Origin of the sequence: Accumulibacter sp. (assembly GCF_023806565.1) — a bacterium.
Taxonomy (GTDB): Bacteria; Pseudomonadota; Gammaproteobacteria; order Burkholderiales; family Rhodocyclaceae; genus Accumulibacter.
The window spans coordinates 38,073-50,145 of record NZ_JAMTDV010000008.1; the positions used below are offsets into that span (position 1 = coordinate 38,073).

The following is a 12,073-nucleotide window of genomic DNA, read 5'->3' on the forward strand; positions in this document are numbered from 1 at the left end:
CGAATGACTCCACTCACCGACCGGCAACTGCTGCGCCTCGAGCAATTGCTCGACGACCCCGACCTGCAGCAGGCGATGCGCCTCGACGAGGCGCAGGGCTATCTCTGTGCGGCGCTCACTGGCCCACAACCGACCCCCGAAGAGCAATGGCTTGACCAAGTGCTCGGCAGCGCGGAAGGCGATGGCGGCGAAGGCCGGCGTGAAGCAGCCGACCTGTTGCGCCAACTTGCAGCACAACTGCAGAGCGAGCTCGCCGGCAGCGAGCCACCGCTGCTGCTGCTTTACGCCCAGGACGACGAAGAGAACTCGCCGAGCGACTACGTCCCCTGGTGCCAGGCGTATCTGCACGGCATCGATTCGGCAGCCGTGGACTGGTTCGAAGCGCTCGGCGCCGACGACGACAAGGAAGACAGCGAAGAGATCGCCTACCTCGACGAACAACTCTTCCCGCTGTTCCTGCTTACCGGCGACGCCGAAGCGGCAGCCAGAGCGGCCGGCGAGGAGTGGCTCTCGGCAAGCGAGCTCGAGCGCATGCGCGAGGAATGCGAAGACAGACTGCCAGAAACGGTGCGCAACATCTTCCATTTCTGGCTCGCGCGGCGCAGCGTCGGAACCTTTCGCCGTGCGCAACCCAAAGTGGGGCGCAACGAGCCCTGCCCGTGCGGCAGCGGCAGAAAGTTCAAGAAGTGCTGCGGACTGGGGCCGGACTGACCGATCCGTGATCGGGCCGGCACCGCCACGCTGCATTCGTCCGTCATTCCAGCGCGTCGCCCGTCTCCATCCAGGCCGCGCACAGGCTGGCCGCAACGATCAACGCTCCGCCCAGCCAGCCACGCGCGGTCGGGGTCTCTCCGGCCAGCAGCCATGCGGCGATGGCAGCGAAACCGAGTTCGCTGAGCATGATGACGATCGCACGATTGGCCGCTACCCGTTCCAGCCCGAACTGGACGATGCGATTGGCCAGCAGCAGGATGCCGCCGATCAGCACGAGCAGCAGCCAGAGCGCCGGAGTGGTCGCCAGCTGCCTGCCGCCGATGCCAGCCAGCAGGAGCACGACGCCGATCGCCACGACACCGGAGATCGCAGCCAGCACCTTGTGTTCGATGCACAGGTGCTGCGCGCGCCGCGAGAGGACGTTGAACAGGGCAAAGGAAAATCCTGCGAGCAGACCAAGCCAGTCGGCAGTGTCCTGCGGCAACGGCAGGCCCAGATGCGGGTGCCAGAGCATGATGGCTGCTCCGCTCAGCGACAGCGCGACGACCAGCGCGCCGGCCGTACGGATGCGCTCACCGAGCAATATTCGGGAAAGCGCGACGGTCCACAAGGGCGCCAGGTAGAAGAGCAGGAGCACACGCATCACCTCGCCGCCGAGCGTCGCCAGAACATAGCCCAGGTTGCACACGCCAGCGGCCAGCGCCAGCCCGAGCAAGGACCACGAAGGCGAGAGGCGTTCCGGTGAATGCCGCAAGTGCAGCAAGCCGAACAGCAAAGCGACAGCATAGCTGATCGTCGTTGCTGCGATGCCATCGATCCCGCCATCGCGCAAGACCCGATAGGGATACCAGATCAGTCCCCAGATCAGCGCACCGCCGAGCAGGGCGGCAATCGCCCGGCGATCCTGGCGGGCAGCACTGCGCGGCACAATGCCTTTCACGATCGTTCGCTGCCGCTGGTCACGCGGCATACGCGGCAGCGCGGCGGATCGACAGACTCCGAACCGATCGCCGCGCATCGACTGGCACCTGGTTTGGCAGTCTCGCTCGACGCTCCGTCCGCCGCTCGCGATGCTCCGGGTCGAGAGCTCGCTGGAACGTGATCCGAGCACAGACGCCGTCGACGTCGCGGTGATCCTCTGGCTTCCGTTCGACCGAGACCGCGCACAGGTTCTCGTCCCGGTGGTACGGCCTGGTGGTTCCCGAAATCGGTACGATTCGCGGCGTTCGGGCAAGAACCCGGGCGAGCGCGATGTGGGCAGGGTCGTCCTGCTCGCGCGAACCGTTCCGCCGGCATCGCGCGCGACTGCCCGCCAGCCTTTTGCCGTCGCGCGAAGCCCCTTATAATCCAGCGTCCCGCCACGACACGCGCCTGCCCGTGAACCCCCACCTCAGCAAGCTGCAACCGTATCCTTTCGAGAAGTTGCGACAGCTCTTCGCCGGCGTCACGCCGAATCCGCAGTACCGCGAGATCAGATTGTCGATCGGCGAGCCCCAACACGCAACCCCGGTGTTCATCAGGGAGGCCTTGACTGGCGCTCTGGCAGGCCTGGCGAGCTATCCGACGACACTCGGCAGCAGCGAATTGCGACAGAGCATCGCAGCCTGGCTGCAACGCCGCTACGGCCTGCATGCCATCGACCCGGAAACGCAGGTGATTCCGGTCAATGGCTCGCGCGAGGCCTTGTTTGCCTTTGCCCAGACGGTCATCGATCCGGCACGGGGATACACGCCGCTGGTCGTCTGTCCCAACCCCTTCTACCAGATTTACGAAGGCGCCGCCTATCTCGCCGGTGCCGAGCCGCGCTTCCTGAATACCGTGCCCGGCAATGATTACGCTTTCGACTTCACGGCGCTGAGCGAAGCCGAGTGGCGCAGGGTGCAGCTTTTCTTCGTCTGTTCGCCGGGCAACCCGACCGGCAAGGTGCTGAACCTCGCCGACTGGCGACAGCTCTTTGCTCTCGCCGACCGCTACGGCTTCGTGATCGCCTCCGACGAATGCTACTCGGAGATCTTCTTCGATGAAGCCCATCCGCCGCTTGGCTGTCTGCAGGCCGCCAACCAACTCGGTCGCGATTGGCAGCGCCTGGTCATGTTCTCCAGCCTTTCCAAGCGATCCAACGTGCCGGGCATGCGTTCCGGATTCGTCGCCGGCGACGCCGCGGCGCTCAAGCAGTTCCTGCTCTACCGGACGTATCACGGCAGCGCGATGAGCCCGGCGGTCCAGGCGGCGAGCATCGCGGCCTGGAACGACGAGGAGCACGTGCGCGAAAATCGCCGTCAGTACCGGGAAAAATTCGCCGCGGTGACGCCGCTGCTCGCCGACGTGCTGGCGACGTCGATGCCCGACGCCGGTTTCTATCTTTGGGCGGGTAGCGAGGGCAGCGACAGCGACTTCGCCCGCGAACTGCTCGCCGCTTATAATGTGGTCCTCCTACCCGGAAGCTACCTGGCGCGCACCGCGCAGGGGGTCAATCCCGGCGCCGGCTATCTGCGCATCGCCCTCGTTGCGCCGCTCGCAGACTGCGTCGAAGCCGCCGGGCGAATCCGTTCATTCATCTCGAAATCCTAGGGAAGCAAGCCATGCAGGCCATCCAGCAAATCATCGACGAGGCGTGGGAAAACCGCGGTTCACTCCAGCCCGGGCAGGCGCCGACAGCCATCCGCGAAGCCGTGAGCGAGGTCCTCGACCGGCTTGACGAGGGCAGCCTGCGTGTCGCCGAGAGAATCGACGGCGACTGGGTCACCCATCAATGGATCAAGAAGGCCGTGCTGCTGTCTTTCCGGCTGCAGGAAAACACCCTGGTCGAGAGTGGCGCCATGCGCTATTTCGACAAGGTACCGAACAAGTTTGCCAACTACGACAACGAGAAATTCGCCCAGGGCGGATTCCGCGTCGTGCCGCCGGCCACCGCTCGCCGTGGCGCCTTCATCGGCAGGAACGTGGTACTCATGCCTTCGTACGTCAACATCGGCGCTTATGTCGATGAAGGCACGATGGTCGATACCTGGGCGACGGTCGGTTCCTGTGCCCAGATCGGCAGGAACGTGCACCTCTCGGGCGGAGTCGGAATCGGCGGCGTGCTCGAACCGCTGCAGGCCAACCCGACGATCATCGAGGATGACTGCTTCATCGGCGCGCGCTCGGAGGTCGTCGAGGGAGTGATCGTCGGTGCCGGCTCGGTAATTTCCATGGGGGTCTATCTCGGCCAGTCGACCAAGATTTACGACCGCGAAACTGGTACCGTCAGCTATGGCCGCGTGCCACCGGGATCCGTCGTTGTCGCCGGCAACCTGCCTGCCGGCGACGGCAGCTACAGCCTCTATTGCGCAGTGATCGTCAAGAAGGTCGATGCCGGAACCCGTGCCAAGACGAGCATCAACGACTTGTTGCGCGGCGACTGAGCAACCGCTGACCAGCGCCCCGTACAAACGCCGGAATGATCCTCGACAAGCTCTTTCAGGTGATGGCCGACCGGCAGGCGTCGGACATCTTCATCACTGCCGGCGCGCCGATTCACATCAAGATCCTGGGCAACTCGGTGCCCGTCAATCAGCAAGTCATGGAGCCGGCGATGATCGAGAAGATCGCCTCCGAGCTGATGAGCGCCGAACAGGCTGCGGCCTTCGAAAAGAACAAGGAGATGAACCTCTCCTTCGGAGTGAACAGGCTTGGCAACTTCCGGATCAATCTGTTCCGCCAGCGACGCTCGATATCGATCGTCGTGCGTTACGTAGCCGGCAACATCCCGCCACTCGATACGCTCGGTCTGCCGTCCGTGCTGGCCGATCTGGTAATGGAAAGGCGCGGGCTGGTGCTGATCGTCGGTTCGACCGGTTCAGGAAAATCGACGACGCTGGCGGCGATGCTCGATCATCGCAATGCGAACTGCACAGGCCACATCCTCACCATCGAGGATCCGATCGAATATCTGTTCAAACACAAGAAATCGCTGGTCAACCAGCGCGAAATCGGACTCGATACGCTGGGCTGGGAGCATGCCTTGAAGAACGCCATGCGGCAAGCGCCCGACTGCATCCTGATCGGCGAAATCCGTGACGTCGAGACCATGCAGGCGGCGCTGGCCTATGCGCAGACCGGCCACCTCTGTCTGGGAACGCTGCACGCCAACAACAGCTACCACGCACTCAACCGGATCATCAACTTCTTCCCGATCGAAAACCGGCCGGCGCTGTACATGGACCTCTCCGTGAGCTTGAAGGCCATCGTTTCGCAAAGGCTGGTGCGCAAGCAGGATGGCCAGCAAACGCCAACGGTCGAAGTGCTGCTCAACAGCTATCACGTGCAGGAGCTGATCGAGCGTGGCGACATCCCCGCCCTCAAGGAAGCGATGGAACAGAGTCTGGTGCCCGGATCACAGACCTTCGAACAGGATCTCGTCCGTCTCTATCGCGCGGAGGTGATCACCCTGCAGGAGGCAATGCTCAATGCCGACTCGCCAACCAATCTTTCCTGGCTGATCAACAACTCCGGCGCCGTCGAGAAGCCGCAAGCCAACCAGGCTCCGCAGTCGCCGCTGTTCGATCTCGCGCTCACCAATCCCGGCAGCCCTTCGTACAAGGAATTCATGATCCACCTTGACGAAGCATCAGGCGGCTAGGCGAAGAGAGAAGATGTCGGCTGACCGCAGTTTCGCTGGTGATGCCACGCGGGCGCTGGCCGGACAGTTGATCGCCCGCCGCTCGGTCACGCCCGAAGACGCTGGTTGCCTGGAAATCATCGCCAGCCGCCTGACGGCGATCGGCTTCGCCTGTGAGTTCATCAACCGTGGCGGCGTGACCAACCTCTGGGCACGGCGCGGTGAGCAGCGTCCCCTGGTCTGTTTCGCCGGGCACACCGACGTCGTCCCGAGCGGACCACTCGAACAATGGGATAGCGACCCGTTCGTGCCTGTCGAGCGGGACGGTCTGCTCTACGGGAGGGGCGCCGCCGACATGAAATCGTCGCTGGCTGCTTTCGTGACGGCAAGCGAGGCTTTTGTCGCCGATCATCCGCGTCATCACGGCTCGCTCGCCTTCCTGCTGACCTCGGACGAAGAAGGCGACGCCATCGATGGCACCGTGGTCGTCATTGATACGCTGCGTCGGCGCGGCGAATCGATCGACTACTGCGTCGTCGGTGAGCCGACTGCGGTCGACACGCTCGGTGATATCGTCAAGAACGGACGGCGTGGATCGCTCAGCGGAAAGCTCGCGATCCACGGGATCCAGGGCCACATCGCCTACCCGCACCTAGCGAAAAACCCGATCCATCTGGCGGCGCCGGCAATCGCCGAACTGGCGACCACCGTCTGGGACGAGGGCAACGAGTTTTTCCCGCCGACCACCTGGCAAGTCTCCAACATCCACGCCGGAACCGGCGCCGGAAACGTGATTCCCGGCAGCGTCGTGATCGACTTCAACTTTCGTTTCGGCACCGCCAGTCGTCCGCAAGACTTGCAAGAAAGACTGTGCACCTTGCTCGCACGGCATGGTCTGGATTACCACATCGACTGGACGCTGGCTGCCCGGCCCTTCCTCACGGGTCGCGGCGCCCTGATCGATGCTGCCCTGCGGGCAATCCGTGCCGAAACCGGCTGCGAGCCCGAGCTGTCGACCAGCGGCGGCACTTCGGACGGTCGCTTCATCGCCGAGATCTGCCCGCAGGTGCTCGAGATCGGGCCGGTCAATGCCAGCATCCACAAGGTCAACGAATGCGTCGAAGTCGCCGCCCTGCCGCGACTGGCCGCGATCTACCGGCGCATCCTCGAAGAGCTGTTGCCAGCCGATGTTTGAGCAGGCACGGGACGAGCTGTTGACGCTGCGTGATTTGTTGCGGTTCGCCGTCAGCCGCTACCACGAAGCCGGGCTGTTTTTCGGCCATGGCATCGACAACGCCTGGGACGAGGCCGTCTACCTGCTGTTGCAACGGCTGCATCTTCCGCCTTCTCGGCTCGAACCCTTTCTCGACGCCAGACTGACCAGCGACGAACGTGCCGACCTTCTGTATCTCATCCGACGCCGCATCGAAGAAAGGTTGCCGGTCGCCTATCTGACCAACGAAGCCTGGCTGGGAGAATTTCGCTTCTACGTCGATCAGCGGGTGATCGTTCCACGCTCGTTCATCGCCGAACTGCTGCGCGAACAACTGGCGCCATGGATCGACGACCCGGACCGGGTGACGAGCGTTCTCGACCTCTGCACCGGCTCGGCTTGCCTCGCGATTCTCGCGGCGCACGCCTTTCCTGCGGCCGACGTGGACGCCGTCGACATCTCGTCCGACGCGCTTGCCGTCGCTCGGCGCAACGTCGCCGACTACGATCTCGCGGCGCGCGTCCGCCTTGTCGAAGGAGACCTGTTCGCCGGACTCGGCAGCCGGCGTTACGACCTGATCCTGGCCAACCCGCCTTACGTCAATGCCGAGTCGATGGACACCCTGCCCGACGAATACCGCTGCGAACCCGAGATCGCGCTCGCCAGCGGCGAAGATGGGCTCGATCTGACGCGCGCGATCCTCGCCGCAGCGCGTGCGCATCTGCAGCCGGATGGTCTGCTGGTCGTCGAGATTGGCCACAACCGCGACGCACTGGAAGCGGCCTTCCCCAGCACGCCCTTCACCTGGCTGGACACCAGCGGCGGAGACCAATACGTCTTCCTGCTGCACCGCGACGAAGTGCCGTGAGGCGGCGCTCGCCACATTCCCGGCGAATCTACATGGCTGCTGCCAACGGAGCCAACAGGCAATAGGGACACCTCAATGACAAGGGACACCGCGCAGATCATCCGCCGCCAGGATTACACGCCACCGCCTTTCCTGGTGGATCAGGTAAACCTCGATGTGCAGTTCCACGCCGGCGAGGTGCTGGTCAGCAGCGAACTGCAGTTGCGACGCAATCCGGCGGCCGCTGCCGGACAGTCACTGCAACTCGACGGCCACGGGCTCGAAACGCTGTCTCTGATGATCGACGGCAAGGTCGTCGCCGATGACCGCTACCGTTGTAGCGACACCCTGCTGACCATCGTCGATCCGCCGGAATCCTTGACCCTGCGTACGCTGGTGCGGATCGATCCCGATCACAATACCAGCCTGTCTGGCCTCTATCGTTCGCAGGACGGCTATTTCACCCAGTGCGAGGCACAGGGTTTCCGCCGGATCACCTGGTTCCCGGACCGGCCGGACATCATGTCGCGCTACGTCGTGACACTGCACGCCGACAAGGCCAGCCTGCCTGTCCTGCTGGCGAACGGCAACCCGGTCGGCAGCGGTGACGAAGGAAGTGGCCGTCACTGGGCGCGCTGGGAAGATCCTTTCCGCAAGCCTTGCTACCTGTTCGCGCTGGTCGCCGCACGCCTCGACGTGCTGTGCGACCGTTTCACGACCGGGAGCGGGCGCGGTGTCCAGCTTGCCGTATATGTCGAACCGGGCAAGCTCGATCAGTGCGCCCACGCCATGGACGCGCTCAAGCGCGCGATGCGCTGGGACGAGGAAGTCTTCGGTCTCGAATGCGACCTCGACCACTACATGATCGTCGCGGTCGGCGACTTCAACATGGGGGCGATGGAGAACAAGGGGCTCAACATTTTCAACACCAAGTACGTTCTCGCGCGTTCCGACACCGCCACTGACGCTGATTACCAGAATATCGACCGCGTCGTCGCGCACGAGTACTTCCACAACTGGACCGGCAACCGCGTCACCTGCCGCGACTGGTTCCAGCTCTCGCTCAAGGAGGGTCTGACCGTTTTCCGCGATCAGGAATTTGGCGCCGCCATGCACGGCCGCGCGCTCACTCGCATCCGCGACGTACGCACCCTGCGCGCGATGCAGTTTCCCGAGGACGCCGGCCCGATGGCGCACCCCGTTCGTCCCGATTCGTACATCGAGATCAACAACTTCTACACCAGCACCGTGTACGAAAAGGGGGCCGAGGTGGTCCGCATGATACGAACGCTGATCGGGCAACCGGCGTTCCGCAGAGGCATGGACCTCTACTTCGAACGCCACGATGGCCAGGCGGTCACCTGTGACGACTTCGTCGCCGCGATGGCCGACGCCTCGGGGGTTGACCTGTCACAGTTCCAGCGCTGGTACGGTCAGGCGGGGACCCCCCGGATACGGGCAAGCGGCCGCTACGATCCGGACACCCGGCGCTACGTCTTCACGCTGTCGCAGTCGCAGCCGACGGTTTGTGCCCACGGCCAGCCATTCCACATTCCCGTGGCGATCGGGCTGCTCGCTCCGGACGGAACCGATCTGCCCCTGCGGTTCGTCGACGATCCGTCTGCCGACGGCCACGAGACGACCCGCATCCTCTCGCTGACTTCCTCCGAACAGCGCTTCGTTTTCGTAGATCTGCCGGCAGCACCGGTGCCCTCGCTCCTGCGCGATTTTTCGGCACCGGTGATACTCGAGTACGAATGGAGCGACGAAGACCTCAATCATCTTCTCGCCCACGACAGCGACCCTTTCAATCGCTGGGAGGCGGGACAACGCCTGGCCAGCCGGCTGATTCTGACGGCCGCCGCAGAAATCACCGCCGGTCGCCCGGCCGAGTGGCCGCAAAGCTTCGCCGCAGCTGCCGCGCAGGTGCTGGCCGACGCAGCGAAAGACCCGGCTTACGCAGCGGAAGTGCTGACCTTGCCAGGAGAAGCCACTCTCGCCGAGGAAATCGCCATCGTCGACCCGGACGCACTGCACGCGGCGCGCAACGGCCTGCGCCGTTTCCTCGCCGAGCAACTGGCAAATGAGTGGCGACATTGCTACGAATCCCTGGCGAGCAAGGGGCCCTACCGACCAACACCGTCCGACGCTGGTCGACGCGCCCTGCGCAACCTTTGTCTCGGCTACCTTGGCGAACTCGATGGCAACGAGGCTATGGCGATGCGTCAGTTCGATTCAGCCGACAACATGAGCGACCAGTTCGCCGCCTTGGCCACCCTGGCGCAACGCGACTGTACCGAACGTGTCCAGGCGCTTGCCGCTTTCTACGAACGCTGGCAGGACGAAGCGTTGGTGATGGACAAGTGGCTGTCGGTGCAGGCCGCGAGCCGTCTGCCGGCGACGTTGGCGGTCGTGCAGGGTCTGCTGAATCACGCGGCGTTCGATCTGCACAATCCGAACAAGGTTTACGCGCTGATCAATACCTTCGGCGCAAACCACGTGCGCTTCCACGCCGCCGACGGTAGCGGTTACCGCTTCCTCGCCGGGCAAATCGAGCGACTCGATCGCATAAACCCGCAGGTTGCCGCGCGTCTCGCGCGACGTTTCGACCGCTGGCGCAAGTTCGACTCCGGTCGGCAGGCGCACGCACGATCGGCACTCGAAGGCTTGCGGTGCGCGCAAGGCCTGTCGTCCGACGTGCTGGAAATCGTTGGACGTGCCCTGGAATAGCACTGACCAACACCCGTCGCAAGCCCGACCAGATCTCATCCCTCCCCGATCGGACAAATAGTGCTTGAGCGGGGTCAAGCGGCTCGGTATAATCGCTGCCTCAGACACGGCAAGGCGCCCGTAGCTCAGCTGGATAGAGTACTTGGCTACGAACCAAGGGGTCGGGCGTTCGAATCGCTCCGGGCGTGCCAATAGAATCAATAACGTAGGCCAATCTTCGGATTGGCCTACGTGCTTAATTGGGCCACCGGTGACACATGCGGCAGAGTGATACCTTGTAGCCGAAGCAAGCCGTTACTGCGTAACCCATGACTCCAAGAACCAAATTGGTTACAGCGTACCTGATCAGGCCGAGACTTGCCCGTCAAGCTCTTGCGCTGCCCCGCAAGACTGGATCGAACACAAGCTGATACCTTCATACGCAGATTTGGGGGTTCTCGCATGATTTCAGCATTCCATGCAATCATGCGAGAATTGACCCCTTGCCCCGCAATCATGGGAGAACTGAGCCCTATCCCCCGGTGCGAAAAGATTTGGTCGCCCTATTGACCGGGGCCGGCTAGTCGGTGACCCCTAACCTGCACTCGCCCGCCTGCAAAGTTCGGCCTAGTGCTCCATGTGGAGACAAAGAGCCGTCATTGCCGCGAGGCACAACGCGCAATCTCAGCATTGGTCGCTAAATTCAAGCAATGTCTCATATCCCTCTTTCCAATAACGGACGACGCGACTGCTGCTCTTGGCTTACTTTGTCTATCTGGAGGTCTTGATGCTTGCTGCGGCATGTGTGTTCCGGTTCCAGCATTCTGATCTCCGATGGACGGTTTGGCGGCGGCAGTCGCCGGATTGGAGGCTGCCGGGGTTGGTGGAGAGCTGGGTAACTGCCAAATTGCAAATCCAATAACACCAATGCCCACGATAACCCATCGTAGCCAACCAACGTTTCCATTCTTCCGGGGCGGCGTTCTTGGAGAGTATTTGTCCCGAAGAGCTGCAATCATCAGTACAGCAGGAATGAGCTTCTTGTAGTCGGGACCGGTTAGCCTCCAAATGGCGAATAACCCTGCACCTATCCACCCAACGGGGCCAATTACCACCGATATGGCGGAAGTCATTGCCGTGTAGGCTGCAAATGGAAGTGTGATACCTACAACCCCAGTCACTGACAATGCAGTTGTCGCAAAAAGATAGATGCCAAAGCCGGACAATTGAGCAGCGGATAGGGCGGCGATTGGGCCAAGGGATGCAAGTCGTCCTCTGTCTATTCCTTCCAATGCAGCCGCGTTAGACATTTCCTGTTGCATCTTCTCGCGCTGCACTGGAGTCAAACGGCTCCATGTGTCGCCGAGTACCTTATGCACCAATTTGGCTTCAAGAATAGAAATTGGCTCGCTCCTGCTGGAGGTGACGCCGAGCTTCTCCAGGCACTGGAGAACGATGTCTCGGTAGGTCGGATCTGAACTGAACATCCGACCGAGAAGTGATTGAGATGCCTGTTGAATGGAAAAAAGAATTCCCTCAGGTGTGGAAGACTTGCTCCCCAACAGCGCTGCCAACCCCCTTCGCTCTTCCAAGGTAGCGCAGCTAAGCAATTTCAGTTCTTCATTCATCCTAGGGCTTCGCTGATCAATTGACCTCAATCCGCGCTAAATTGCGCTCCACGTCGGGAAGCCGAGCGCTCGGGTCAGGGGTCGCACTCTTCTTGTATGTATGGGGCCAATTCTAATGTCCGCATAGGGTCAATCGTCGCATGGGACATTCCAGAAAACCCGCCAGACTCCCGACATGGTCAGACCCCTGCGCATCGAGTTTGCCGGTGCCCTGTACCACGTCACCTCCCGGGGCGACCGGCGGGAAGCGATCTTCGAGGATGACGAAGATCGCGAGGCTTTCCTGCGCGTCTGCGCGGAGGCGGTAAATGTCAAGCTAGTTGTCGCCTGGACTCATGCTGCGATTGGCATACTTTGAGGAG

Annotated in this window: 9 protein-coding genes, 1 tRNA gene and 1 pseudogene; 9 read left to right on the forward strand and 2 right to left on the reverse strand. The window is 62.6% G+C overall.

Features of this window, described 5'->3' with window-relative positions; translation table 11 throughout:
* Window positions 1-3 precede the first annotated feature (3 nt).
* Window positions 4-711 carry a UPF0149 family protein gene (locus NFV80_RS00770; protein ID WP_295324482.1) on the forward strand — a complete coding sequence of 236 codons (708 nt, stop codon included), beginning with the start codon at window positions 4-6 and terminating at the stop codon, window positions 709-711.
* 43 nt (window positions 712-754) lie between these two features.
* Here NFV80_RS00770 and NFV80_RS00775 read toward each other — a convergent pair whose 3' ends face one another.
* Window positions 755-1,654 carry a DMT family transporter gene (locus NFV80_RS00775; protein WP_295324480.1) on the reverse strand — a complete coding sequence of 300 codons (900 nt, stop codon included), beginning with the start codon at window positions 1,652-1,654 and terminating at the stop codon, window positions 755-757.
* A 431-nt stretch (window positions 1,655-2,085) separates the two neighbouring features.
* Between NFV80_RS00775 and dapC the strand changes: the two genes are divergently transcribed.
* The 7 genes from dapC to NFV80_RS00810 all read left to right on the forward strand — a co-directional run bounded on the left by dapC (window position 2,086) and on the right by NFV80_RS00810 (window position 10,295).
* Window positions 2,086-3,285 carry a succinyldiaminopimelate transaminase gene (gene dapC, locus NFV80_RS00780; RefSeq protein ID WP_296757510.1) on the forward strand — a complete coding sequence of 400 codons (1,200 nt, stop codon included), beginning with the start codon at window positions 2,086-2,088 and terminating at the stop codon, window positions 3,283-3,285.
* A gap of 11 nt (window positions 3,286-3,296) precedes the next feature.
* The gene (gene dapD / locus NFV80_RS00785; protein WP_295324477.1) at window positions 3,297-4,118 is read left to right on the forward strand and encodes a 2,3,4,5-tetrahydropyridine-2,6-dicarboxylate N-succinyltransferase; all 822 of its coding nucleotides are present in this window, start codon (window positions 3,297-3,299) and stop codon (window positions 4,116-4,118) included.
* 35 nt (window positions 4,119-4,153) lie between these two features.
* Window positions 4,154-5,335: a PilT/PilU family type 4a pilus ATPase gene (locus NFV80_RS00790; protein ID WP_295324474.1), complete on the forward strand. Its 1,182-nt coding sequence runs from the start codon at window positions 4,154-4,156 to the stop codon at window positions 5,333-5,335.
* Window positions 5,336-5,348: 13 nt separating this feature from the next.
* On the forward strand, window positions 5,349-6,509 hold the full coding sequence (dapE, locus tag NFV80_RS00795; protein WP_296757503.1) for a succinyl-diaminopimelate desuccinylase: 1,161 nt from the start codon (window positions 5,349-5,351) through the stop codon (window positions 6,507-6,509).
* Window positions 6,502-7,395: a 50S ribosomal protein L3 N(5)-glutamine methyltransferase gene (gene prmB, locus NFV80_RS00800; RefSeq protein WP_296757506.1), complete on the forward strand. Its 894-nt coding sequence runs from the start codon at window positions 6,502-6,504 to the stop codon at window positions 7,393-7,395. The genes dapE and prmB overlap by 8 nt, the downstream gene beginning before the upstream one ends.
* A gap of 75 nt (window positions 7,396-7,470) precedes the next feature.
* Window positions 7,471-10,104 carry an aminopeptidase N gene (pepN, locus tag NFV80_RS00805; RefSeq protein ID WP_296757508.1) on the forward strand — a complete coding sequence of 878 codons (2,634 nt, stop codon included), beginning with the start codon at window positions 7,471-7,473 and terminating at the stop codon, window positions 10,102-10,104.
* Between the two features lie 114 nt (window positions 10,105-10,218).
* A tRNA-Arg gene (locus tag NFV80_RS00810) sits at window positions 10,219-10,295 on the forward strand.
* A 444-nt stretch (window positions 10,296-10,739) separates the two neighbouring features.
* On the opposite strand, the gene NFV80_RS00815 is transcribed toward NFV80_RS00810, so the two are convergent.
* Entirely contained in the window at window positions 10,740-11,711 is a 972-nt protein-coding gene (locus NFV80_RS00815) for a hypothetical protein (protein WP_295324465.1), read from the reverse strand.
* A gap of 175 nt (window positions 11,712-11,886) precedes the next feature.
* Between NFV80_RS00815 and NFV80_RS00820 the strand changes: the two are divergent.
* Window positions 11,887-12,003, forward strand: a pseudogene (locus tag NFV80_RS00820) (addiction module toxin RelE); the annotation flags it as partial.
* Between the last annotated feature and the right edge of the window lie 70 nt (window positions 12,004-12,073).

Bases quoted from the DNA above. Each gene is read 5' to 3' on its own strand.
- dapE (WP_296757503.1), top strand. From the start codon at position 5,349: ATGTCGGCTGACCGCAGTTTCGCTGGTGATGCCACGCGGGCGCTGGCC.
- NFV80_RS00815 (WP_295324465.1), bottom strand. From the start codon at position 11,711: ATGAATGAAGAACTGAAATTGCTTAGCTGCGCTACCTTGGAAGAGCGA.
- NFV80_RS00770 (WP_295324482.1), top strand. From the start codon at position 4: ATGACTCCACTCACCGACCGGCAACTGCTGCGCCTCGAGCAATTGCTC.
- pepN (WP_296757508.1), top strand. From the start codon at position 7,471: ATGACAAGGGACACCGCGCAGATCATCCGCCGCCAGGATTACACGCCA.
- dapD (WP_295324477.1), top strand. From the start codon at position 3,297: ATGCAGGCCATCCAGCAAATCATCGACGAGGCGTGGGAAAACCGCGGT.
- NFV80_RS00790 (WP_295324474.1), top strand. From the start codon at position 4,154: ATGATCCTCGACAAGCTCTTTCAGGTGATGGCCGACCGGCAGGCGTCG.
- prmB (WP_296757506.1), top strand. From the start codon at position 6,502: ATGTTTGAGCAGGCACGGGACGAGCTGTTGACGCTGCGTGATTTGTTG.